Annotated in this window: 27 protein-coding genes; 14 read left to right on the top strand and 13 right to left on the bottom strand. The window is 72.5% G+C overall.

Annotation, left to right across the window (positions count from 1 at the left end; translation table 11 throughout):
- Positions 1-2: 2 nt before the first annotated feature.
- Complete coding sequence (locus CFP66_RS20205; RefSeq protein ID WP_233159565.1) at positions 3-218, bottom strand: hypothetical protein; 216 nt, start codon at positions 216-218, stop codon at positions 3-5.
- Between the two features lie 190 nt (positions 219-408).
- Between CFP66_RS20205 and tenA the strand changes: the two genes are divergently transcribed.
- On the top strand, positions 409-1,095 hold the full coding sequence (tenA, locus tag CFP66_RS20200) for a thiaminase II (RefSeq protein WP_094926575.1): 687 nt from the start codon (positions 409-411) through the stop codon (positions 1,093-1,095).
- On the opposite strand, the gene CFP66_RS20195 is transcribed toward tenA, so the two are convergent.
- From CFP66_RS20195 to CFP66_RS20185, 3 genes are all read right to left on the bottom strand, one after another.
- The gene (locus tag CFP66_RS20195; RefSeq protein WP_094926572.1) at positions 1,092-1,487 is read right to left on the bottom strand and encodes a phage holin family protein; all 396 of its coding nucleotides are present in this window, start codon (positions 1,485-1,487) and stop codon (positions 1,092-1,094) included. The two genes, tenA and CFP66_RS20195, sit on opposite strands and share 4 nt — an antisense overlap.
- A 3-nt stretch (positions 1,488-1,490) precedes the next feature.
- Positions 1,491-2,723 (bottom strand): serine hydrolase, encoded by a 1,233-nt coding sequence (locus tag CFP66_RS20190; protein ID WP_094926570.1) that lies wholly within the window; start codon positions 2,721-2,723, stop codon positions 1,491-1,493.
- Between the two features lie 75 nt (positions 2,724-2,798).
- Positions 2,799-4,169 (bottom strand): glycoside hydrolase family 140 protein, encoded by a 1,371-nt coding sequence (locus CFP66_RS20185; RefSeq protein ID WP_094926568.1) that lies wholly within the window; start codon positions 4,167-4,169, stop codon positions 2,799-2,801.
- A gap of 99 nt (positions 4,170-4,268) precedes the next feature.
- Between CFP66_RS20185 and CFP66_RS20180 the strand changes: the two genes are divergently transcribed.
- The 4 genes from CFP66_RS20180 (at position 4,269) to CFP66_RS20165 (ending at position 8,401) form a co-directional block, all read left to right on the top strand.
- A complete protein-coding gene (locus CFP66_RS20180) occupies positions 4,269-4,796 on the top strand; it encodes a 2'-5' RNA ligase family protein (protein ID WP_094926834.1) in 528 nt (175 codons plus the stop codon).
- A 7-nt stretch (positions 4,797-4,803) separates the two neighbouring features.
- The gene (locus CFP66_RS20175) at positions 4,804-5,781 is read left to right on the top strand and encodes a patatin-like phospholipase family protein (RefSeq protein WP_094926566.1); all 978 of its coding nucleotides are present in this window, start codon (positions 4,804-4,806) and stop codon (positions 5,779-5,781) included.
- Between the two features lie 31 nt (positions 5,782-5,812).
- On the top strand, positions 5,813-7,480 hold the full coding sequence (locus CFP66_RS20170) for an FAD-binding dehydrogenase (protein WP_094926564.1): 1,668 nt from the start codon (positions 5,813-5,815) through the stop codon (positions 7,478-7,480).
- Between the two features lie 150 nt (positions 7,481-7,630).
- On the top strand, positions 7,631-8,401 hold the full coding sequence (locus CFP66_RS20165; RefSeq protein ID WP_158228158.1) for a GNAT family N-acetyltransferase: 771 nt from the start codon (positions 7,631-7,633) through the stop codon (positions 8,399-8,401).
- Between the two features lie 37 nt (positions 8,402-8,438).
- Here CFP66_RS20165 and CFP66_RS20160 read toward each other — a convergent pair whose 3' ends face one another.
- Positions 8,439-9,008: a hypothetical protein gene (locus CFP66_RS20160; RefSeq protein ID WP_094926560.1), complete on the bottom strand. Its 570-nt coding sequence runs from the start codon at positions 9,006-9,008 to the stop codon at positions 8,439-8,441.
- 62 nt (positions 9,009-9,070) lie between these two features.
- Between CFP66_RS20160 and CFP66_RS20155 the strand changes: the two genes are divergently transcribed.
- Positions 9,071-10,246, top strand: coding sequence for an MFS transporter (locus CFP66_RS20155; protein ID WP_094926558.1), 1,176 nt, complete (start codon positions 9,071-9,073; stop codon positions 10,244-10,246).
- On the opposite strand, the gene CFP66_RS20150 is transcribed toward CFP66_RS20155, so the two are convergent.
- The 5 genes from CFP66_RS20150 to CFP66_RS20130 form a co-directional block, all read right to left on the bottom strand.
- Positions 10,203-10,586, bottom strand: a complete 384-nt coding sequence (locus CFP66_RS20150; protein WP_094926556.1) for a GNAT family N-acetyltransferase — start codon at positions 10,584-10,586, stop codon at positions 10,203-10,205. The two genes, CFP66_RS20155 and CFP66_RS20150, sit on opposite strands and share 44 nt — an antisense overlap.
- 31 nt (positions 10,587-10,617) lie before the next feature.
- Positions 10,618-11,010, bottom strand: a complete 393-nt coding sequence (locus CFP66_RS20145) for a hypothetical protein (RefSeq protein WP_094926554.1) — start codon at positions 11,008-11,010, stop codon at positions 10,618-10,620.
- 111 nt (positions 11,011-11,121) lie between these two features.
- On the bottom strand, positions 11,122-11,778 hold the full coding sequence (locus CFP66_RS20140; RefSeq protein ID WP_094926552.1) for a response regulator transcription factor: 657 nt from the start codon (positions 11,776-11,778) through the stop codon (positions 11,122-11,124).
- Positions 11,775-12,866, bottom strand: a complete 1,092-nt coding sequence (locus CFP66_RS20135; RefSeq protein ID WP_094926550.1) for a sensor histidine kinase — start codon at positions 12,864-12,866, stop codon at positions 11,775-11,777. Before CFP66_RS20135 ends, CFP66_RS20140 begins: the two co-directional genes overlap by 4 nt.
- 103 nt (positions 12,867-12,969) lie before the next feature.
- Complete coding sequence (locus CFP66_RS20130; protein ID WP_094926548.1) at positions 12,970-13,806, bottom strand: enoyl-CoA hydratase/isomerase family protein; 837 nt, start codon at positions 13,804-13,806, stop codon at positions 12,970-12,972.
- Between the two features lie 124 nt (positions 13,807-13,930).
- Here CFP66_RS20130 and CFP66_RS20125 point away from each other — a divergent pair, with 124 nt between their 5' ends.
- The 4 genes from CFP66_RS20125 to CFP66_RS20110 all read left to right on the top strand — a co-directional run bounded on the left by CFP66_RS20125 (position 13,931) and on the right by CFP66_RS20110 (position 16,619).
- The gene (locus CFP66_RS20125) at positions 13,931-14,317 is read left to right on the top strand and encodes a helix-turn-helix domain-containing protein (RefSeq protein WP_094926546.1); all 387 of its coding nucleotides are present in this window, start codon (positions 13,931-13,933) and stop codon (positions 14,315-14,317) included.
- A gap of 202 nt (positions 14,318-14,519) precedes the next feature.
- Positions 14,520-14,744 (top strand): hypothetical protein, encoded by a 225-nt coding sequence (locus CFP66_RS20120; protein ID WP_094926544.1) that lies wholly within the window; start codon positions 14,520-14,522, stop codon positions 14,742-14,744.
- Entirely contained in the window at positions 14,745-15,050 is a 306-nt protein-coding gene (locus tag CFP66_RS20115) for a helix-turn-helix domain-containing protein (protein WP_255413881.1), read from the top strand.
- Positions 15,051-15,422: 372 nt separating this feature from the next.
- Complete coding sequence (locus CFP66_RS20110) at positions 15,423-16,619, top strand: MFS transporter (RefSeq protein WP_094926540.1); 1,197 nt, start codon at positions 15,423-15,425, stop codon at positions 16,617-16,619.
- Positions 16,620-16,785: 166 nt separating this feature from the next.
- Here CFP66_RS20110 and CFP66_RS20105 read toward each other — a convergent pair whose 3' ends face one another.
- Positions 16,786-17,511 (bottom strand): SDR family oxidoreductase, encoded by a 726-nt coding sequence (locus CFP66_RS20105; protein ID WP_094926538.1) that lies wholly within the window; start codon positions 17,509-17,511, stop codon positions 16,786-16,788.
- Positions 17,512-17,569: 58 nt separating this feature from the next.
- On the opposite strand from CFP66_RS20105, the gene CFP66_RS20100 reads away from it, so the two are divergent.
- From CFP66_RS20100 to CFP66_RS20085, 4 genes are all read left to right on the top strand, one after another.
- Positions 17,570-17,959 (top strand): MerR family transcriptional regulator, encoded by a 390-nt coding sequence (locus tag CFP66_RS20100; protein WP_094926535.1) that lies wholly within the window; start codon positions 17,570-17,572, stop codon positions 17,957-17,959.
- Positions 17,956-18,114, top strand: coding sequence for a hypothetical protein (locus tag CFP66_RS47965; RefSeq protein WP_158228157.1), 159 nt, complete (start codon positions 17,956-17,958; stop codon positions 18,112-18,114). Before CFP66_RS20100 ends, CFP66_RS47965 begins: the two co-directional genes overlap by 4 nt.
- Positions 18,115-18,858: 744 nt before the next feature.
- Positions 18,859-19,470, top strand: a complete 612-nt coding sequence (locus CFP66_RS20090; protein WP_094926533.1) for a TetR/AcrR family transcriptional regulator — start codon at positions 18,859-18,861, stop codon at positions 19,468-19,470.
- Between the two features lie 121 nt (positions 19,471-19,591).
- Positions 19,592-20,326: an SDR family NAD(P)-dependent oxidoreductase gene (locus CFP66_RS20085; RefSeq protein WP_094926833.1), complete on the top strand. Its 735-nt coding sequence runs from the start codon at positions 19,592-19,594 to the stop codon at positions 20,324-20,326.
- Between the two features lie 45 nt (positions 20,327-20,371).
- On the opposite strand, the gene CFP66_RS48580 is transcribed toward CFP66_RS20085, so the two are convergent.
- Together CFP66_RS48580 and CFP66_RS20080 are read right to left on the bottom strand one after the other, a co-directional pair.
- Positions 20,372-20,527, bottom strand: coding sequence for a hypothetical protein (locus CFP66_RS48580; protein ID WP_198961564.1), 156 nt, complete (start codon positions 20,525-20,527; stop codon positions 20,372-20,374).
- Entirely contained in the window at positions 20,521-21,273 is a 753-nt protein-coding gene (locus CFP66_RS20080; protein WP_198961563.1) for a hypothetical protein, read from the bottom strand. Before CFP66_RS20080 ends, CFP66_RS48580 begins: the two co-directional genes overlap by 7 nt.
- Between the last annotated feature and the right edge of the window lie 1,269 nt (positions 21,274-22,542).

Here is a 22,542-nt window from a genome sequence, read left to right as displayed (position 1 = left end):
CGTCAGGCGGCGTCCTGCTGCGGGATCGGCGCCTTGAGCACGTGGTCGACCAGGCGCATGACGAGCTGCTCGCCACCCAGGCGGTACCCGAACTCCTCCCAGGTGAGCAGCTCGCGGGAGAGCAGCTCTCCGACGGGGCCGGGGTACAGGCGGGTGGCGCGGAACGCCGCCGCCCGCAGCCGCATCTTCTCGTGATGGTCCATCGGCGCGGGATCCATGTCGGACTCACCTCCAGCGTTGCGGTTCGACGCTCGGCGGTGAGGCGCGACCGTGGGGGCACCCATCGTGACCCGGCCACCACGACCATCCGGAACATCGAGTGACCGATGTCTCACCAGCCTTCCCGACACGCAGAGCGGCAAACGGACGGGTTCCGCACGGGCCGCGCGCGGCCGTAGCGTCGGGTCCATGGTGACCCCGGCCCCTTCCACCCTGCGCACCCGCGACGTCCTGTGGGCGGACGTCGAGGACGTCTACGCCGCGATCCTCACCCACCCGTTCCTGACCGGGCTGGCCGACGGCACGCTGCCGCGCGAGTCCTTCCGCCACTACATCGTGCAGGACGCGCACTACCTGCGGGGATACGCGCGGGCGCTCGCGATCTGCGCCGCGAAGGCGCCCGACGAGGACGGCACGGTGATGTTCGCCGAGCACGCCGCGTCGGCGATCGCGGCCGAGCGCGACCTGCACGCGGCGCTGATGGGCGAGCTGGGCTCGTCGCCGGAGGAGGCCGCCCTGGAGCCGGTGGCCCCCACCACGCAGGCCTACGTCAGCTACCTGCTCGCCACCGGCTACGGCGGGTCCTTCGCCGAAGCGCTGGGCGCGGTGCTGCCGTGCTACTGGATCTACGCGCGCGTCGGCGACGAACTGCTGGCCCGCAGCTCACCCGACCCGCTCTACGCCCGGTGGATCGCCACGTACGGCAGCGAGGAGTTCCAGGCGGTCGTCGATTCGGTGCTGGACCTGACCGACCGCGTCGGTGCGACGCTGTCCGACGGGGAGAACGAGCTACTGCGCCGGCACTTCCGCCGGACCTCGACGTATGAGTGGATGTTCTGGGACGCCGGGTACCGCCGGGAGACCTGGCCCGTCTAGCGCTGGTCGAGCCGGTCGGGGATGAGCACGTGCAGGACGAACCCGACCACGGCGACCACGATGGCCCCGAAGAACGCCGCGCCGAAGCCGCCGACGGTGAACGGCAGCCCGATGCCCTCGGCGATGTAGCCGACGAGCAGGAACAGCAGGGCGTTGACGACCAGCCCGATCAGGCCGAGCGTCAGGATGTAGAACGGGCAGCCGACCACCTTGATCAGTGGCTTCAGCACGGCGTTGACCAGCCCGAAGATGAGCGCGACGACGACGAGCGTGCCGATCCGCGAGCTGGTGGTGCCGGCCGTGTTGTCGATCCCGGGGACGATCAGGGTGGCGATCCACAGGCTGACGGCGACCACCACCACCCGGATCGTGAGCGCGAGCGCGTTCGACACGGCTCAGCCCACCAGCGCCTGGTTGACCAGCGACCGGAGCTGGGGGCGGATCGGGTACGCGCTCGAGGGCATGAGCTGCGTGAAGAACATCGCGGTGACCTCCGCAACGGGATCGACGTAGAACGCGGTGCTCGCGAGCCCGCCCCAGGCGAACTCGCCGTCGTGGGTGACGGATTTGCCCGCGGCGGCGTCGGTGACCACGGACACCCCGAGCCCGAACCCGACGCCGCGGAACGTCGACTCGGCGTGCAGGGGCCTGCCGAACGTCTCGAGGTCGGCGCCGCCGGGCAGGTGGTTGCGCGTCATGTAGGCGACGGTGTGCGGGCCGAGCAGCCGGGCGCCGTCGAGCTCGCCACCGCGGGCGAGCATCTGGGTGAAGCGGTGGTAGTCGGCCGCGGTGGAGATCAGACCGCCGCCACCGGAGAGGAAGCTGGGCTCGCGCGTGGCGGCGTCACCCATCGCACCGTTGCGCAGCAACCCGCCCGCCGGGTTGACCACGTACAGCGCGGCGAGCCGGTCGAGGTTCTCGGGCCGGGCCCAGAACGCCGTGTCGTCCATCCCGAGCGGTCCGAACACCTCGTCGGACAGGAACGCGTCGAGCGACTTGCCGGAGGCGACCTCGACGACGCGGCCGAGCACGTCGGTGGCCACCGAGTAGTTCCACTCGCTGCCCGGCTGGAACATCAGGGGCAGGCCCGCCCAGGCCGCGCAGGCACCTGCCAGGTCCATCCCACGAGGTGTCCCGAACTCGAAACCCTTGGCCCGGTACACCTCGTCGACGGCGTGGGCGTGGTGCCAGCCGTAGGTCAGGCCCGCGGTGTGGGTGAGCAGGTGCCAGATGCGCACCGGCTCGACGGCCGGCACGGTGCTCGGGTTGGCCGCCGACCCGGCAGCGTAGACGCGGGCGTCGGCGAACTCCGGGATGAAGCGCGACACCGGGTCGGTGAGCTCGAACGCGCCGCGCTCGTAGAGCATCAGCGCGGCCACCGAGGTGATCGGCTTGGTCATCGAGTAGATGCGCCACATCGTGTCGTCCACGACCGGCCGCTGCGCCTCGACGTCGGCGAGCCCGTAGTGCTCGAGCAGCGCCACCCGCCCGCGCCGCGCGACCGCGACCGTCCAGCCGGCGAGCTTCCCGTCGTCGACGTACCGGCGGAAATGCGAGCCGACCCGCTGCAACCGATCCGCGTCGAACCCGACCTCGCCCGGTTCCACGTCCACCTCGAGCTTCGCCACGTCATCGACCCTACCGCCGGTGATCGCCGCCGCGCGGCCGTGAGTGGATACGAGTGCGGGAGCACGCGTATCCACTCACGACCCCGGAGGGGCGAAACCGCGGGCGGCGTCGTCGACCACGAGGACCCAGTCCGACTCCTGCGGCGGGGCGAACTCCACCGACGCCCCGCGTTCCGCCGGTCCGGCGTCGGTCGCGGTGCCCGTGCGCGGGTCGAACCACCACGCGCGCAGCTCGCCGCCCGTGAGCACCGTGGTGTCGACCGTGAACGCCGCCCCCTCGGTGGCGTAGGCCATCAGGTAGGAGCCCTCGGAGTCCCGCGTGGCGCGCACGCCCTCGCCGTCGACGACCGACTGGTCGGGGATCCGCGTGAGGTAGGGCCGCGACTCCACGAGCGCGCGCACGTGCCGCATCTGCTGCCCCGCCGGGAAGTCGAGCGCGTCGGTCCACGTGCCCCGGGCGCCGAGCGATGCGTCCCCGTCCTCGGTGAGGAACTGCCAGACCGCGTGGTGGCCGTAGGTGTGCCCGGCCGCGCCGCCGAACACGCTCCAATAGGCGTTGCGGCGCACGTCCTCCTCCGTGGAGAAGCCGTCCTCGGGCTTCCAGCAGATCGGGTGGTCCTCGTAGATCGACTCGCCGTCGAGGAACGGTTTGGGCGGCGTGCGCGCGTAGTTGCCCTCGATCAGCCCGAGCAGGTTGTCCCAGCGCCGGCAGTGCCCGCCCTGCAGCATGTTGAACGAGAGCCACTCGTCGTCGTGGAACCACTCGGCAGAGGTCTGGTCGCCGCGCGGGTGGTAGGTCATCAGCAGGCCCGTGTAGTCGGCACGGCCGTTGGCGCCGACCGCCACACCCTCGGCGAGCGCGCGCCAGACGTCCTCCACACCGTCGGCGCCGGAGTCCCCACCCATGATCCACACGACCCGGTCGCCGTAGCGGGCCCCGAGGAACTCGCCGTACGACCCGGCGTTCTCCGTGGTGACGAGCTCGCCCGCCTGCGTGTCGGCCCATACCGGCAGCAGCCCGATCCGCAGGCCGCGCTGGGCGGCGGCGTCGATCACGAAGTCGACGTGGTCCCAGTAGTCGTCCCCGGAGTCGCTCACCGCAGGTGTCATCCCGTCGGCGAGGGGATCGTGCCCGTACCGGTTCGGGCCCGGGCCGCCTGCCTGCGGGAACACCGCCACCGCCTGGATCACGGTGAACCCCTGCGCCGCCCGGGCGTCGAGGTAGCGCTCGACCTCGCCGCGGTCGAGGTTGACGAAGATGCTCCACGCGGTGTCGGCGAGCCAGAAGAACGGCGTGCCGTCGGCGTGGACGAAGAACCGCCCGTCGTCGCTGACCTGCACCGGTGGCAGCGCCTGGGGCGCCGGGCGCTCCTGCTCGGGCCCGGACGGTGCGCCGAGGACGGCGGCGAGCAGCGCGGACACCAACGTCATTCCCGCAGCGCGCATCCCCCGATCCTGCGACGCCCGCTGCGGCCGGTGTGCCGGTTTCGCGAAGATCGACCCGATCGGGCCCGCCGCCGGCGCGGGTGCGGCAGGGTGGGGCCGGTGGAGCCCACGCTGAGCGCCGTCGTCGTCCCCGTGCCCGAGGCCGAGCCGCGGGTGGGGGCTCTGCGTGCGGAATCGGACCCGTCAGCCGCACTCGGCGTGCCGGCGCACGTCACGATCATGTTCCCGTTCCTGCCCCCGGCACGTCTCGACGACGGCGCGCGGGCCGCCCTGGGCGCCGTGCTCGCCGGGGCACCCGCGTTCGACGTGGCGTTCGAGCGGGTCGCCTGGTTCGACGAGGACGTCGTGTGGTGGGCGCCGGAGCCGGCGGACCCGTTCGTGGCGCTGACCCGGGCGGTGTCCGCGCGGTTCGGGCTGCAGCCCTACGAGGGCGTCCACGGCGACGACGTGACGCCGCACCTCACGATCGCGCACTGGGCGCCGCTGCCACGGCTGCGGGCCGCGGCGGCCGAGGTCGCGGCCGGGCCGCCGCTGCGGGCGACGGTGCGCTCGGCGGTGCTGATGACCGGGTCGCGGGAGCCCGGATCCTGGACGACGGTGGCCGAGCTCCCGTTGGGCGGGGGATGATCCGCCGGTGACGGTGTCGCGAGGCGCCGGGCAACCGCCGGCTGCGGCCGTCCTGCCGGGCGATGTCGAGGTCCTGCACGCCCTCCTGCGCAGGAGGCAGCGCGGCGACCGGGCGGACGGGCACCGGATCGCGCTCGTCGTGGCCGGTGGCGGGATGCGCGGCGCGTACGCGGGCGGCATGGTGCACGCGCTCGACGACGCCGGGCTCGGCGGCTGCTTCGACGTCGTCTACGGCAGCTCGGCCGGGGCGTTCGTCGGCACCGGGCTGCTGCTGGGCAGCGGCCGGGGTTCGGCGGCGATCTTCTACGAGGACATGGCGTGCCGGGCGTTCATCGACCCGCGCCGCTTCCCACGCAGGCCGCTGGTGTCGCTGGACCACCTCCTCGACGACGTCCTCGTCCACTCGAAGCCGCTGGACTGGGACCGGCTGCGCGACTCGCCCGTGCCACTGCGCGTGGTCGCCACCGCGCTCGACGACCTGACGCCCCACGTGCTCGAACCGCGCACGTCGCGGGAGTGGAAGCTCGCGCTGCGGGCCACGGCGTCGATCCCGCTGCTCGCCGGGCCCGCCGTGGAGCTGCACGGCGCCCGCTGGATCGACGGGTCGGTGAGCGATCCCCTGCCGGTGCTGCGCGCCCTCGACGACGGCGCCACGCACGTGCTGGCCCTCGTCACGCGCACGGCCACGGAGCTGCGCAGGGGCGCCCCCACCGGGGGCCCTGCCCGCTGGGCCCGCGCACTGGACCGGCTCTCCCCCGGGCTCGGGCGGATGGCGCAGGGGGACCACCGGCACGCGCCCGCGCTCGCGGTGCTCGACGACGCCGCGCACCCGTCGCGGGGCGGGGCGCACCTGCTCGCGCTCGTGCCGGAACGTGACGAGGGGGTGCAGGGCCTGACCGTCGACCCCGCACGCGTCGCACGGGCGGCCCGCGCCGGCTACGCCGCGGCCGCCGACGCGCTGCAGCGCGCGCAGGCGGGTGCTTGACCGGCTCCCCCGGCGCCAGGAGGGTGATCGGATGGACGCCGACGTCATCGTGGTGGGTGCCGGCCTCGCCGGTCTGGTCGCCACCGCGGAGCTGGCCGACGCCGGCGCCACCGTGCTGCTGCTCGACCAGGAACCGGAGGCGAGCCTCGGCGGGCAGGCGTTCTGGTCGTTCGGCGGGCTGTTCCTCGTCGACTCGCCCGAGCAGCGCCGGATGGGCGTGCACGACTCCCTCGACCTCGCGATGCAGGACTGGCTCGGCACCGCGGGCTTCGACCGCGGCGTCGACGACCCGGCGGGCGAGGACTTCTGGGGGCGCCAGTGGGCCACCGCGTACCTGGACTTCGCGTCCGGACAGATGCGCGCCTGGCTGCACGGGATGGGAGTGCGCTGGTTCCCGGTCGTCGGCTGGGCCGAGCGCGGCGGTCACCTCGCCGACGGGCACGGCAACTCGGTGCCGCGCTTCCACGTCACCTGGGGCACCGGTCCGGGAGTCGTCGCACCGTTCGAGCGCCGCGTGCGCGAGGCCGTCTCGGCGGGCCGGGCCGGGCTGCGATTCCGCCACCGCGTCGACGGCCTGTCCGTCACCGACGGCGTGGTCGACGGCGTCCACGGCACGGTGCTCGAACCGAGCACGGCCGCGCGGGGGACGGCCAGCTCGCGCACCCCGGCCGGCGAGTTCGCGCTGCGCGCGCAGGCCGTGATCGTCACGTCCGGCGGGATCGGCGGCGACCACGACCTCGTGCGCGCCAACTGGCCGTCCCGCCTCGGTTCCCCGCCGAAGAACATGATCTCCGGGGTGCCCGCGCACGTCGACGGGCGGATGCTCGGCATCACCGAGCAGGCGGGCGGCCGCGTGGTCAACCGGGACCGGATGTGGCACTACACCGAGGGCGTGCGCAACTGGGACCCGATCTGGGCGCAGCACGGCATCCGGATCCTCGCCGGGCCCTCCTCGCTGTGGTTCGACGCCAGGGGACGCCGGTTCCCGGCACCGTGCTTCCCCGGCTTCGACACCCTCGCGACGCTGGAGGCGATCACGGCCAGTGGCTACGACCACTCCTGGTTCGTGCTCACCCAGAAGATCATCGAAAAGGAGTTCGCGCTGTCGGGTTCCGAGCAGAACCCCGACCTCACCGGCAAGGACCTGCGCAAGGTGCTCACCCGTGTCCGGCAGCGCACCGCGCCGGCCCCGGTCGAGGCGTTCAAGGAGCACGGCGCGGACTTCGTCGTGGCCGACACCCTGCCCGAGCTCGTGGCCGGCATGAACAGGCTGACCGAGGAGCCCCTCCTCGACCTCGCCGACCTGCAGCGCCAGATCGTGGCCCGCGACCGCGAGATCGACCACCCGTTCACGAAGGACCTGCAGGTCACCGCCCTGCACGGGGCGCGGCGCTACCGCGGTGACCGGCTGGTCCGCACCGCCGCCCCGCACAAGATCCTCGACCCGCGCAACGGGCCGCTGATCGCGGTGCAGCTGCACGTCCTCACCCGCAAGACCCTCGGCGGCCTGCAGACCGACCTGTCCGGGCGGGTGCTGCGCGCGGACACCACCCCGTTCCCCGGCCTCTACGCCGCCGGCGAGGTCGCGGGCTTCGGCGGTGGGGGCGTGCACGGCTACCGCTCCCTGGAGGGCACCTTCCTGGGCGGCTGCCTGTTCTCGGGGCGCCGAGCCGGTCGGGCCGCGGCACTCGCGCTCTGAGCCCCGATCGGCTCGGACGGGCGCGCCGGCTCACCCGGCTCGGGTCCGGCCCTCGAGCGCGACACACGCGCACCCGGACCCCGACTCGCGGAGTGGGGGGAGCGGCCCGGTCCTGTCGGGCCTGGCCCGAGCGTCCGGCAGGATCGGGGCGTGGACGAGCAGGCGGTGTCCCGGGCCTCGCGACGGTTCTGGGCGCTCGGCGCCGAGGTGCTCGACCTGGGCGGCGCCGTCGCGGTCCGGAACCCGGCCGCTCCCGGGCACCCGTTGGGCACCTTCCTGTGCGAGGTGCGCACGGCCGACCCTGCGGCTGCGCTCGCCGAGCTCGCCCGGCGGACGGGCGCGCCGTGCCGCCGCGTGCTCGTCGACCCGGACACCCCGCCCGCCGCCGAGGCGCAGCTCGCCCTGCACGGCTGGCGGCTCGACATCGTGCTGCAGCTCGTCCTGCCCGCCGACGACGCGGTGGCGGCCCCGACGGAGAGGGCGCGCCCGGTCACCGACGACGACGGGTGGGCGCACGTCCAGCGGCTGTTCCGGATCGACCACCTCGAGGAGGACGCGCGCCTCGCCCGGCCGGCCCGGTCCGAGGCGGACACCGCCGCCGCGGTGGCGCTGCGCCGCTGCCTCGGCGTCACCTACCTGCTCGCCGAGCGCTCCGGCCAGGTCGCCGGTTGCATAGCCGCCTGGCCCGGCGACGAGGGGATCGGGATGGTCGAGGACGTGTTCGTGCACCCGGACCACCGGCGTCTGGGGGTGGCCACCGACCTGCTCCGGCACGCCGTCGGGCACGCGAGGGCCCACGGCGCGGGCCCCGTGCTCATCGGCGCGGAGGTGGACGACACCCCCAAGCACCTCTACGCGTGGTTCGGCTTCCGCCCGACGGCCGTGGCCCGCGCCTACGAGGCCCCGCCGACCTGGCCATGATCGTTGCGAGGGTCGATCGACGAACGCGGAGCCGCGGCTACGAGCGGACGGCGTGCGCGTCCAGCTCGGCGGCCACCCGCGCCAGGACCGTGGACAGGACCGTGAGCGTGCCGTCGAGATCGCCGGGGCGCTCGAGCGAGTGGTCGGCGCCCGGCACCTCGAGGACCGCGGCCCCGGTGGCGCCCGCCGCCGCTGCGTCCCAGTACGGATCGGCGGTGCCCCCGATCAGCAGGGTGCGCGCGGCCGCGCGGGCGGCGGCCCGCCGCACGTCCTCGATGCCCAGCAGGGGCGAGAGCCAGATTCCCGCCATCCCCCGCTCCGCGGCGGCGGGCAGCGCGAGGGAACCGAGCGACTTGCCGATGACGAGGTCGCGTGCGGGATCGGCCGTGGCGAGGACGTCGGCGGCGGCAGCGCGCACGGCCGCGTGGTCGGCCGGGTCGAAGCCGGGCACGCGCTCCCAGTGCAGTGTGCGCACCGACCAGCCACGGCTGCGCAGCAACAGGCGCGTGTAGTAGAGCAGCGGGGCCTGTGGCCCGTAGCCACGACCGGGCAGCAGGGTCGCCACGGGCGCGTCGGGCGCAGCCCGCTCCGTCTCGACGGCGGCCATCCTCGAAGAGTGGCACAACCGCACCGGTCTGCACAGGGACCTGATCACCTACTGTCGGGTCAGTGGCTCCTCGGCGCGCACGGGTCGGCGTCTCGATCGTCTTCCTCGTCTGCGGCGCCGCCTTCGCCACCTGGGCCGCGCGCGTGCCCGCCGCCCAGGAACGGCTCGGCCTGAGCGAGGGCGCACTCGCGCTCGGCCTGTTCGGGCTCGCGGCCGGATCCGTGCTGGCGATGCTCGCGGCGGGCCCGATCATCACGGTGATCGGGAGCAGGCGGACCAGCATCGCCGGCGCCGCCGTGGTGTGCGCCGCGCTGCCCGGCGTCGCCGCGGCGCCCGACCTCGGCCTGTTCGTCGCCGCCCTGGCCGTGCTGGGGGTGGGGAACAGCCTGCTGGACGTCGCCATGAACGCGCACGCCGCGCGCGTCGAGGACGCCTACGGACGGCCGATCTTCGCGAGCTTCCACGCCTACTGGAACGTGGGCGGGCTGGCCGGTTCCGGGCTCGCTGCCTGGCTGGCGGCGGCGGGCGTGCCGATCGGCGTCCACTTCCCGGTCGCCGCGGTCGTGCTGCTCGTGGTCGCCCTGGCGGCCACCCGGGCGTTCCTGCCCGGGACCGACCCCGGCGCGGACGGTCCGGCGTTCTCCCTGCCCGGCCGCGCGCTCGTCCCGCTGGGTGTGATCGCGTTCTGCGGCTTCCTCGCGGAGGGCACGGTGAACGACTGGAGCGCGGTGCTGCTCGCGGCGGAGACGGGAGCGTCCGGATCCGTCGCGTCGCTCGGCTACTTCGCGTTCTCCATCACGATGATCGGCGTCCGGCTGGCCGCGGACCGGTTCGTGGCGCGGGCCGGCGCGGTGGCCGTGACCCGGATCGCGGCAGCCGTCACCGTGGGGGGCTTCGCGATCGTGGTCCTCGCTCCCGCACCCGCCGTGGGCATCGTCGGCTTCGCCGTGGTCGGGCTGGGCGTGTCGGCCGTGGTGCCCGTGGCGTGGAGCGTGGCAGCCCGGAAGGAGCCGGAGGCGCCGGGGCGGGCCATCGCCGCGGTCGCGACGTGCGGCTACCTCGGCTTCCTCGTCGGCCCCGTCCTCGTCGGCGCCCTCGCCTCCGCGGTCGGGCTGCGTGCCGCGGTGGCCGTGGCGGGTGCCGTGATGGTGCTCGTGCTCCTCCTCGCTCCCGCCCTGCGCCTCCCGACGGGCCTCACGGCTCGAGACCGAGCTTCATCCCCTCGTGCGAGGCCATGAAGCCGAGGCGCTCGTAGAACCGGTGGGCCGAGGTCCGGCTCTTGTCGGTGGTGAGCTGGACGAGCGCGCACCCGCGGCGGCGCGCCTCCTCGATCGCCCAGCCGATCATCCACGCCCCGACACCTTCGCTCCGGAGGTCCTGGTGCACCCGGACCGCCTCGATCTGCGCGCGCCACGCGCCACGCCGCGCCAGACCCGGCAGGAAGCTGAGCTGCAGGGTGCCGACCGGGCGCGTGCCGTCCGCGGCGACGAGGAGCAGCTGCCCCGGGTCGGCCGTGATCGCGTCGAACGCCTCCCGGTACGGGCGTAGCACCTCGGGCGAGGTCGAGCGTCGCGAGATCCGGCATGCATGCGATCTTGCCCGCCCGCGCTCAGTGCCAGTACTCGTTGCGCCGCCACAGCATGGCGGCCAGCATCAGCGGGAACATGATCACATGCCCTGCGGTCATCAGGGCCGGCCCGGACAGGACGCCGAACCAGTACGGCACCAGCAGGGCCACGAAGGGCAGGAACATCACGGCCGACATCTCGGCGATCCGCGGCCACGAGTGCCGGCGGATCCCCATCCAGAGCGCCATCGGGAGCGTCATGTTCGTGGCCATCACGAGCGCGTGCACGTCCGCCCACACCACCCACCCGGCGGGCCAGAGCGGGGCGAGCGCCACCATCCCGATGAGCATGGCGGCGACCATCTCGAGGTAGTGCCCGGTGAACCGGGCGAGCTTGCGGGTCGTCGAGCGGGTGGTGGGTTCGACGGTCGTCATGGCGGTGGCCTCCTCGGCGTGTTCTGTCGAGGAGGAGGGTCGCGCCGGAACGCGCCCGTGCCCCGTGCCGGAGGTCATGGACCGGGGTCACCTCCGGGCATGACCACGCCGTCACAGCAGGTCGAGCGCCCGGGCGCGCAGCGCCGCCTGCGTGCGGTCGCGGGCGCCGAGCTTGGCCAGCACGTTCGTCACGTGGTTCTTCACCGTGCCCTCCGCGAGGAACAGCGCGGCGGCGATCTCCCGGTTGCTGCGGCCGTCGGCCAGCAGCCGCAGCACCTCCAGCTCGCGCTCCGACAGCGGCACCACCAGCGGCTGCGGCCGCGGCTGCGGCGCCGCGTCGGGGAGCTGGGCGAACCGGGCCACGACCTTCGCCGCCACCGAGGGCTGCAGCACCGACTCACCCCGGGCCGCGGCCAGCACGGCCTCGACCAGCCGCGCCGAGGAGACGTCCTTGAGCAGGTAGCCCACCGCGCCCGCGCGCAGCGCCGCGAACACGTCCTCGTCGTCGTCGAAGGTCGTCAGCGCGATGACGCGGACGCCGGGCTGCTCGACGCGCAGCCGCCGCGTGGCCGCGATGCCGTCGAGCACGGGCATGCGCAGGTCCATCAGCACGACGTCGGGGGCGAGCTCGGCGGACGCCCGCAGCGCCGCGTCGCCGTCCCCCGCCTCGCCGACCACCTCGATGCCGTCGTGGACCGCCAGGAGCGTTGCCAGCGCCTCGCGGAACAACGCCTGGTCGTCGACCAGCAGGACCCGCACCGCGCTCACCCCGGCACCTCCATGCGCACCGTGCAGCCCGCTCCCGGCGCCGACTCCACCTGCAGCCGGCCGCCGAGGTTCGCGGCCCGCTCCCGCAGGCCCAGCAGGCCGAACCCGTTCGCCGCCCCGTCGTCGGCGCCCTTCCCGTCGTCCCGGACCTCGACGCCGACCACGCCGTCCGCGTAGCCGAGCACGAGACCGGCGCGGGTGGCACCGGCGTGCTTGCGCACGTTCGTCAGTCCCTCCTGCGCGGCGCGGAACAGCGCTTCCCTGGCCTCGTCGGGCACCGCGCGCTCGACACCGCGCACGGTGAGCTCGGTGGGGATGCCCGCGGCGGAGGTCTCCTCGGCCAGTGCCCGCAGCGCGTCGCACAGCGGCGGCAGCGGCCGCGGCTCCCGCAGCGCGCTCACCGACCGCCGCACCTCGGCCAGCGCCTCCTCGGACTGCTGCTGCGCTTTGGCGAGCACGGCGTCGGCCCGCTCGACGTCGGTGCGCAACACCGCACGCGCGGCCTTGACCTGCATCTGGACGACCGTGAGCACGTGGCCGAGCCCGTCGTGGATGTCGCGCGCCACGCGGTTGCGCTCCTGTGCCGTCGCCAGCCGCTCCGCCTGCGACGCGTAGTCACGCAGTTGCTCGTGCGCCGCGGCCAGTGCGCGCCGGGTCTCCTGCTCCCGGCGCAGCAGCTCGGTGACGACCGCCGCGAACAGCACCGACGCCAGCAGGCCGGAGCCCTCGCGCAGCGCCTCCTCCCACGGCATCCCGGCGTGCAGGAACGGCACGAGCGCGACCACCACGGCGGTGCCCGGGAGCGGGAGCAGCAGCGCGCACTGGCACACCAGCGCGACGATCAGCAGCGTGGCGCCGACGCCCGGGTCGTGGGCGAAGACGGCGACGGCGAGGGCCAGCTGGACGACGACGTAGGCGACGGCCCACCCGAGCCCGCCCCGCCTGCGCACCCGGAGGAAGCCCGCCGTGCCCAGCGCCGTGAACACCCCGCCGAGCAGCAGCAGCGGAACCGGGTCCGCCGAGCCGAGGGACCCGAGCACCAGCGCGAGGTACGCGCCGACGGTCAGCACCGCGAGAGCGCGGTTCACCGGGACCTCACGCGGTCACTGTGGGGTGTCCTCGGCCGCCGGTCAACGGCGTCCGCTGCTCCGCTGTCCGCGTGACCACCGCCTGGCCACCACCCGGCGGCCGCTACCGGACGGCCGGTCCGCGGAGCAGTCCCTCGAGATCGCGCTCGCCGTCGCGGGTCTGGGCGCCGTGGGCCAGCCCTCCGCGGATCAACCGCTCGGCCGCGGGGCGCACGATCTGGCCCGCCCAGGCGTCGTGTTCACGCAGGAAGCCCTCGGACAGGTCCTCGGGGAGGATGGCGCGCTTGGCCGCGGCGACCACGCCGTCGGGCAGTGCGGCGATGTTGCGGGCGAGGCGGTCGACGACGTCGTCGAGCTCGTCGGCGGGGACGGCCCGGTTGACCCAGCCGTAGCGTTCGGCGGTCTCCGCGTCGTACAGGTCCGCGCCGAGCACCGCCTCCAACGCGCGGTTGCGGCCGATCCGGGCCGCGAGGTACTGGGTGCCCCCGCCACCGGGGACGATGCCCATGAGGGCCTCGATCTGGCCGATCCCGGCGCGGCCGATCGCCGCGAACGCCATGTCCGCGGCCGCGACGAACTCCGCCCCTCCGCCGCGCGCCAGACCGGCGAGCTTGACGACGGTCACCTGGGGCTGGTGCCGCAACAGCTCCCCGAGGGCCTGGAAGACGTTGAGGCCTTCGGGCACGTCGGCCGCGAGTCCGTCGAAGGCGTCCGGCGCGTCGACGAGGGACATGTCGACGTGCGCGATGAAGAAGTCGGGGTCCGCGCTGTCGAACACGATCACCCGGGCCGAGTTGTCGTCCCGCAGCGCTGCCAGCAGGTGCCGGAGCTCGGACATGAGTGCGACGTCCAGGACGTTGACGGGCGGGTTGTCGAGCGTGACCCGGACGATGCCGGCCTCCTGGCTCACGCGCAGGGTCGTGTAGGCGACGTGGTGCATGGAGAGAACTCCGATTCGTATCCGGCAGGCATCTAGGTTCCTGATGTATACCTAGACTCTGGCGCCGCACTGCGGACGTCAAGAACGCACTTTCGACATCCCAGGGATCACGGGGGATACCGACATGGCCGCTCCGGACACCGACAGCGGGATCGTCTACCGGTCCGACTGCCCCAGCCGCCCGATCCTCGACCAGATCGCCGACAAGTGGTCGATGATGGTGATGGCCGTCCTCGACAGGCCCCGCAGGTTCAACGACATCAAGCGCCGCCTCGAGGGCGTGACCCAGCGGGTCCTCACCCAGACCCTGCGCCGCCTGGAACGCAACGGGATGATCAGGCGGCGGGTGCTGCCGACCTCACCGGTCGGGGTCGAGTACTCCCTCACCCCGCTCGGCGAATCCCTGCGGCAGCCGTTCGGTCATCTCTACGGCTGGACGGTCAGCCACTCCGACGAGATCCGGAACTGCCAGGAGAGCTACGACCGGCAGCGCGGCGCCGAGCAGTCGTAGCGTTGCGTCCACGGCGGTCACAACCGTGCGACGAGCGAGTCGGGGCCTCCAGCCCGCGAGACGCGGCCACCGACCCGCGAGTCGCGGCCACCTACCCGCGAGTCGGGCCTCCTACCCCGCGAGTCGGGGCCTCCTACCCGCGAGTTGGGGTTTGACTGCGCGGGTGTCGCGTTCCGGGCGGCGCGAGCCGGAACCTGGGTGCGTGATCGTCGATCGGGTGCAACAGCGGCGACATGATGCCGCCTCTGCACCCGGCACCGGCGCGGGGATCGACGCCTGCCTGCACGTCGTCCGGGACGACTTCGGCGCCACCGCCGCCGACGGCGTGGCGAAGGACGTCGTGTCCGCCCCGGCCCGCGGGGCCACCGAACCGCAGTACCCCGCCGGACACGTCCCCTCGCGCACCGACCTGCGCGCCACCCGGTAACTGGGTGATCGGCAACATCGGCTCGCCGATCACCGTTCAGGCCATGGCCGACCGCAGCAACCTCTCCCGCCGGACCTTCATCCGGCACTCACCGCCGAGACCTGCATGCCGCCCATGCGCTGGGCCCTCGGGCAGCGGGTCATGAGCGCCCGTCGCCTCCTGGAGACGTCCGACCGGTCGATCGAGCAGATCGCCGCTGCGACCGGCTTCGGCGCGGGCGCGAACCTCCGCCACATCTTCCGCAGGAGGACGGGCTTCACCCCGACCGCCTACCGGAGATCGAATGCTGCCCAGGGTGCCCGGTGAACGGTCCGCACGGTCCGGCGCAAACAGTGCCGCACAACGCGCTGGGGCACCCCTCAGAGCGGCAGTATCGGGGCCGCGCTCGGACTGCCACCGGGGGCGGGGTCAACCTGACCAAGATTGCCACAGCCAGCGTAAACGAGTGCCACCGGACACAACGGGCCTGTTAGCGTTCACTCAGTCGCTCGGGTCCGCCTTGGCCCGGGCCTGACTTTTCTGCTCCGCCCGGTGTCGGGGTGGCGGTAGGGGCGTGTGTCCCGTCCCACCGCAGTCCTGGATGCCCTCCGGCGGGCCACGGGTCGCACTTTCTGCAGTACTCAGGCGCCGGCGACCCCGGGTGGCCCGCCCCGCCGGGCGGCCACGAAGGACGCTCGCATGTCCCGAGCCGCAAACGGCTACCGTCCTCTGCTGCGCACTCCCGGTGCTGCTGCCTTCTTCCTCGCCGCCGCTGCCGGCCGCGTCGGCATCGCCATGACGGGCCTGGGCCTGGTCTGGCTGCTCCACGCCCGAACCGGCTCGTACACGACAGCAGGCTTCGCCAGTGCCGGATTCGCTCTCGCCGAAGCGCTGATCGGGCCACATCTGGCCCGATACATCGACCGGTTCGGTCAAACCCGCATGCTGCCGGTCCACCTCCTCGCCCACGGCGCCGCCATCGTCGGTGTCCTGGTGTCGGCCACCCCCACTGCGACGATCATCTTTGCGACCTGCGCCGGTGCGGTGCTCCCGCAACTCGGTGCTCTGTCCGCAGCCCGCTGGGCCCACCTGCTGCGCGGGGAACGAGCCGATGAGCTACCCAGCGCCTTCTCCCTGGAATCGCTCGCCAACGCCACCGCCTTCCTGTTCGGGCCCGTTCTGGTCACTGCGCTCGGCGCCGCCGGGGACACCGCGCTGGCCAGCGGTATCGCTGCTTCCCTGATCCTCTGCGGAGGAGCGGCGCTGGCCGCCCAGCGGCGCACCGCGCCCCCGCCTGCTGACCGGAGCGTTGACAGCTCTCGCCAGGAAACGGCGTCGCTGCTGCGGCCGGCCTTCCTCCTCCTGGCCCTGCTGAACCTGGCCATAGGGCTGCATTTCGGAACCATGGGGGTCGCGATCACTGCCTTCACGATCGGCCAGGGCGTGCCCGATGCGGCTGCGCTGATCGTCGCGGCCTCCGGCCTCAGCGGGCTGCTCTCCGGCTGGCTCTACGGACTGCGACGGCACAAGACCCCTGCGCGCCGGCAACTCGTCATCGCATCGGCGTACCTGACCGGCGCGGCGCTCCTGCTCCCACTCGCACCGTCCGCGGTGTGGCTCGGCGCCGCCGTGGTGCTCACGGAGGCCGCCGTACCCCCCGCGCTCGTCCTGCTGAGCGTGCTGACCGTGAGAGTCGTCGGACCAGCAGCCCTCACGCAAGCTTTCACCTGGGGCAACTCGGCTAGCGCGACAGGCTCGGCGCTGGCTGCCTCTCTCGCCGGCCGGGTGAGCGACACGTGGGGCCCTTCCGCAGCGCTCGCACAGGCCCCATTGGCTGCCCTCCTCACCCTCTCCCTCGCCCTCACCTTCTGCGGCGCCGTCCGAGGGCGGGGGTGAGCGCAGGGCCCGCGATCGCAGCCCTCGTCGAGGTGCCGCTTCGCCTCCGCCGGTCGGCTCCCGTCGAGCCACGCCGCGGCGGACGGGGCACCGGGCAGACGAGAACCTGAGAGGCGACATCCCGCAGCACGGAAGATGGTTCTCGGATACCGAACCAGCAGGCTCATCAACGCTCGCGCAGTGAGCCGAAGACCTTCGCCAGCTCCGCGTAGGACTCCCGGGGGTCTTCCCCCAGCGCGGTCTTCTGCGCCCGGGTCGACGGATCGGCGACCACCTCGAACGCGTCCGCTTCGACACCGTCGAGCGCCGCGCGCACCACGTCGGCCGGATCGCCCTTCGGGATGTCGTGGCCCGCCAGCATGTCGGTGTCGGTGGCGGAGAAGTGCAGCGACGTCACCAGTGTCCGCTGCCCGGCCAGCTCGTGGCGCAACGCGTTGCTCATGTTCCAGTTGGCGGCCTTCGAGACCGCGTAGCCGCTGTTGCCCGGGACCGCGGCCCATGAGGCGATGGACGACGCGACATTGAGGAAGGCGCCGCCGCCGTTGGCCGCCAGGACGGGTGCGAACGCGCGGACGACGGTCAGCGCGCCCCAGAAGTTCACGTCCATCTCCGCCCGGACCGCGTCCAGGTCGCCGAGCAGGGTGGCGCCGAGGAACAGCCCGGCATTGTTCACCAGGAGGTCGACGTCGGCCGCCGCCTCGGCCGCGACCGCCACCGAGTGTGGGTCCGTGACGTCGAGAGCGAGGGGGTGCACGCCCTCGAGCGTGATCGAATCCGGGTTGCGGGCGGTCGCGTAGACCTTCGCCCCGCGAGCGAGCAGCTCGCGCACGAAGTGGTGGCCGAGGCCGCGGCCTGCGCCCGTGACGAGCGCCGTGGCGTGGGAGATCCGCATCCGGGGAACCTATAAGTTCACGCTGGTGTGAAGTTCAAGTACCGAGACGGAGATCACGATGCGCATCGGTGAGGCCGCCAAGCGTGCGGGTGTCAGCGCCCGCGCGCTCCGCTACTACGAGGAGGAAGGCCTGATCGAGCCGGCCCGCTCTTCGGGCGGGCACCGGACGTACTCCGAGGCCGTCGTCGAGCAGGTGCTCTTCATCCGCTGCCTGCAGGCGGCCGGGCTGCCCGGCCGGACCATTCTGACCCTGCTGCCGTCGGTGGACACCGGCTTCACCACACCCGACATGGTGCACCGGCTGCGCACCGAGCGCGACCGGATGTCGGCGCAGATCGTGTCCATGGTCGAGGCCCGGGAGCGGCTCGACGAGCTGATCGCGGACGCGGTGCGGTGCACCGTCACCGACCACCCACGGCCCGTGACGGGCCGTCCAGGTTCGCGATGATCCGCTCGACGATGCCGCCGCTTCAGCGCGGGCCCGATGACCTCGAGCTCGGAGTCGGTGAGCGCGTCGAGGAAGTGCTGCCGGACGGCCGCGACGTGCGCGGGAGCCGCAGCGACGATGGCCGTGCGGCCCGCGTCGGTGAGCCGTACCAGTGACAGCGCGAGTGAGAGCCGTTCGGACCTGCCACCCAACCGCCTCAGACCAGGCAGAACGTTTGCGACAGCCCTCCGGCGCCAGGTATGCGGACCACCAGCTCGGCGCGCAGAGCCGCCGCATCCTCGCCTGTGGACCTGGTCCACGGACAGCCGGTCACGGCCGATGCGAGCTGGACCAGTCGGACAGACGAGAACGGCCCCCGACCCGCGTCTCCGCTGGTCAGGGGCCGTTACCCCGGGTGTGGCAGGTGAAGGATTCGAACCTTCGTAGGCTAAGCCGACGGATTTACAGTGGAGCGCCAACCCTGCCCACTCTTGGCCCCTGACCTGCACAAACGTCAGCAACCGAGCATCTGGCCAGCTGCGTCTTGCCACGCATTTGCCGCGCGGCAGCCTCATTTCCCGGTCGGTGCTCACCCAACGAGCCGTCTCTGCGGCCCCCTCCGATGCGGCTGTGACCCTTTCAAGGGGAGCCGTCCCGTCGACGTGATCACGCCCCCCGACCTGGCGGAGGCTCGAAGCAGGAGCCCGCACAACTTTGTTCCCGGCGCGGCCACGAGGTCCAGTAGAGACCGTATCTAGTACTGCAACGGCAGTCGATCAGTCCGGTGGTCGCTCGCCGCGGCGGCGGTAGTGGCAGTCGCGGGCCTGGTGCTGGTGTGCGCGTCGCCACACCGCGCTGCGCGGTTCGAGCGAGAATTTGCAAGTTTTTGACCATGCAGTCGACAACGTATCCTGGGGCGCATGGCGCGCCCCCGTAAGTTCGTCGAACGTGACGTCATCAGCAGTGCCAACGAGGTGTTCGTCGTGAACGGCCTCGCCGGCACGACCCTGGACGATCTGGTGCAGGCGACCGGGCTGGGGAAGCAGAGCCTCTACAACGCGTTCGGCGGAAAGCGGGAGCTGTTCCTGCGGGCGCTCTCGGAGGATCGCGAAGAGGCGGCGCGGGCCGTCTCGGAAGCGCTCCAGCACGGCGACGCGTCCCCGCTGGAGGGGATCCGGGGCCACATGCTGCGCATGGCGATCGAGTTCAGCCGCAGCGACAGTCGGGTCTCACTCGCCACGCGTGCTCTCGTCGAGTCGACCGGCGAGCAGGATCAGCTCTCGACGGTCACCAGGGCCGGCATCGAGGAGCTCGCCGGGATCTACGCACACTGCCTTGAGGACGCCCAGCAGAACGGCGATCTCCCGGCGGACGCGAACCTGCCGTCGCTGGCGATGTACTTCGTCGCCGTCACCCGGGGGATGGAGTTGCTCGGCCGAGCGGGGGTCGGTCGTGCCGCACTCACCGCTGTCGCGCTCGACGCACTTCGCGTGCTCCCTGGCCGGGCGGACGCGGATCTCGCGCAGGCATAGAGCCCCCACCGCTCCCCTCCGCTACCCATGGCGTCGGTCACACCTCTGACCTAGTTATTGCCTTCTTGGTCAAAAATTGGTTTTATTGACCAGCTAGACAAAAACTAAGGGAAGAGTGATCATGAACGTGCTGAAGGACAAGGTCGCTGTCGTGACCGGCGGAAATGCAGGCATCGGCCGGGCGATCGCACGCGCGTACCACGCCGAGGGCGCGCGGGTGTTCGTCACCGGTCGCCGCCAGACACAGCTCGACGAGGTCGAGGCCGAACTCGGTCCCCAGGTCACTGGGATCCGCTGCGACGTGGACCGGCTCGACGATCTCGACAGCCTCTACACGACGGTCGCCGACCAGGCCGGCCACATCGACGTCCTGGTCGCTAACGCCGGGATCGGGGTTGCCGCCCCGCTCGGGGAGATCACCGAGGAACAAGTCGACGCCATGCTCACCACCAACGTCAAGGGCCCACTGTTCACCCTGCAGAAGGCGCTGCCGCTGCTGTCCCCGGGAGCGTCGATCATCTTCACCGGATCGTCGGACGCCACCCGACCGCAACCGGCCCTGCCCGTCTACGGGGCGACTAAGGCCGCGCTCCGCAACCTGGTCCGCGGATTCGCTCACGGCGCCGGGGCGGGCGGATACCGCATCAACATGCTCTCGCCCGGCGGCACCCGCACCCAGGGCCTGATCGACCTGATCCCTGCCGACGTTCTCGCCGCCGCCGCGGCGGCGAGCCCCCTCGGCCGCCTGGCCGAGCCCGAGGAGATCGCCGCCGCAGCTGTCTTCCTCGCCTCGGACGCCTCCAGCTACCTCAACGGCTCCGAACTCGCCGTCGATGGCGGCAGCGCACAGATCTAGAAGACTTGGGCCGACGAAGTCGGTGTGATCGAGTCAAGTTCGGGTTCATGCGGCAAGTTCGGCGTCCTGGGTGAGCTTGTCGAGGGCGCGTTCGTAGTCGCGGGCGGCGGTGCGCAGCGCGCTGCTCGACGGTGGGTCGGGGTCGGTGAGCTGGGCGAGTCCGGGTTGCAGGATCCGGGTCTGTAGGTGGGTGATCAGCATGGCGTGGTGCAGGCCGCGGTTGGTGACCCGGTAGCGGTGACTGCGTGGGACGCGGGTGATGAGTCCGTGAGCGCGCAGGCGGCGCAGGTCGTAGCTGATCTGGCCTGTGCTGATCTGGTCGGGCTCTCGGCCGAGGAGCCCGGCGAGCAGGCCTCGCAGATCACGGTTGAGGAACCCGTTCGGGAGCAGCCGGAACACCAGCAGCGCCTGGAGCAGGCCGTGGGCGCGGCGGTCACCCAGGCGTAGCCCGGCGATGCGGTGAACGCCTCGGCGGCGCGGATCGGGTTGTGGCTGAGTCGTTGGACGCTGAGCAGGCGCCTGTTGGCGGAGAAGCCGATCTCCCGTAGTTCGGGCAGATGAGTCAGCCGTTTCTTGATCCCGAAGTCGCCAGGGTTGTTGATCGTGGTCTCGGTCCGCAGCGCCCGTCCTTCCTTGTGATACTGCTTGATCTTGGTGTTCTTGTAGTCGATGTGCACGCTGGGTGTAACCCCGTTGGTGATCACCCGGGTGCGGAACCGTCCCGGAGTGGCCCGCGGACCGCGCCGCATCAGCCGGCGGTCGAAGATCAGGCTGACCTGGTCGGGACGTCCGGCGTCGAGGTTGTCGCGGATGACCTGTTCGAAAAACACCCGTCCCGACACCGGCCGATCCAGCACCTGGGTCAAGGAGAACTCCGCCTGCAGCACGGAGAGCTCATAGCGGTAGCCCGCGGCCCGGTCCGCGTCGGTGAACGCGCTGGGCAGCATCGCCAGCCACTTGTCGAGCAGCGCCTGGATCTGGACGGGTCCGAGACAATCGCAGATCGCCTGCGGAGCGGCCGGGTCCTCGCAGGTCGCGAACCCGTTGTCCAGCGCGGTGTGCCCGATCCCGGCCTTGGCTGCCTGGCGTTTGGCCCAACGTGATGGCGGAGCCAGCAGCGGGCGGTGCGATACGGATCTTCACGGTCCCGGCCTGCGCCCCGGACCCGCACGGCAGCCCTGCGAGTTGCTCCAGGCTCGTGGGCCCGCCAGACCCGGCTGCTCCTCCGGAGGGACCCCGAGGCCCAGGTGGCCCTGCCGGACCTTGCGGACCGGCCGCGCCTCCGCTTCGACTCCAGGAGATGGCCGTCTCGTGCGTCCAGCCACGGCGTCCGTCACAGCGTCCCCTATTGGCCGGATCGATCACCCGCAGGACACCGGTCCGGTCGTTGACACAACCGTTGATCACGTCCTTCGAGGAGCGAGACCCGGCTCCGTATGCAGTACCGACAGCGACTGCCCCGAGGATCACCGCCGTTGCACCGACCACCAAAACCCGGCGCGACCGCCACCAGGCCCGCTCGGCTGTGGTCGATTCGGGTGTCGGCGGCGTCGTCACGCTCGCCACTATCACTCCCGCGCTCCTGCTCTCGCAGAGGAGCCGCCCCAGCACCAGAACGCTGCGCGCAGTGCTTTACGGCTGGTCGTTCAACACCTGCTGCCGCGCCGCCGGCCCGCCGCCGACAGACCTGGCCCGTGCCGAGCAGTGGATCGCGGCGAACACCCGCCCTGTAGAGCATCTTGCCGATCCGGCGGTTCTCCGGCCTGCGCTCGATGCGCTCGCGCTCCGCATGGACGGCAAGCCGGCAGCAGCATCCACAGTGAGCCGCAAGCGGGCGGTCTTCTTCAACTCCGTCGAGTACGCCGTCGAGCTTGGACGCCTCCCCGGCATTCTGCCGGCCGCTCGTGGAGCCGCTCAGGCACCAGGCGTGAGCCGAGGGAACTCAAGCACCGCGGGGCGGACGAGGTGCGGGTCGTGCCATCACCGCCGGAGCTGACCGCGATCCTCCGCGAACACCTCGAGGAGCACGGCACGACGACTGACGGTCGGCTCTTCCGGGTGTTCGTGGCGGGCCGCTCTCGGAGAGCCTCTACGGCCGCGTGTGGGCAGCGGCACGGGCAGCGGCACTGAGCCCAGAGGAGGTGACGTCGCCTCTCGCGCGACGGCCCTACGACCTCCGACACGCCGCCGTGTCGACGTGGCTCAACGCGACAGGC

Origin of the sequence: Pseudonocardia sp. MH-G8, assembly GCF_002262885.1 — a bacterium.
In the GTDB taxonomy this organism is placed as follows: Bacteria; Actinomycetota; Actinomycetes; order Mycobacteriales; family Pseudonocardiaceae; genus Pseudonocardia.
Note: the sequence above shows the minus strand (reverse complement) of the source record. Positions and strands in the feature narration are given on the sequence as shown.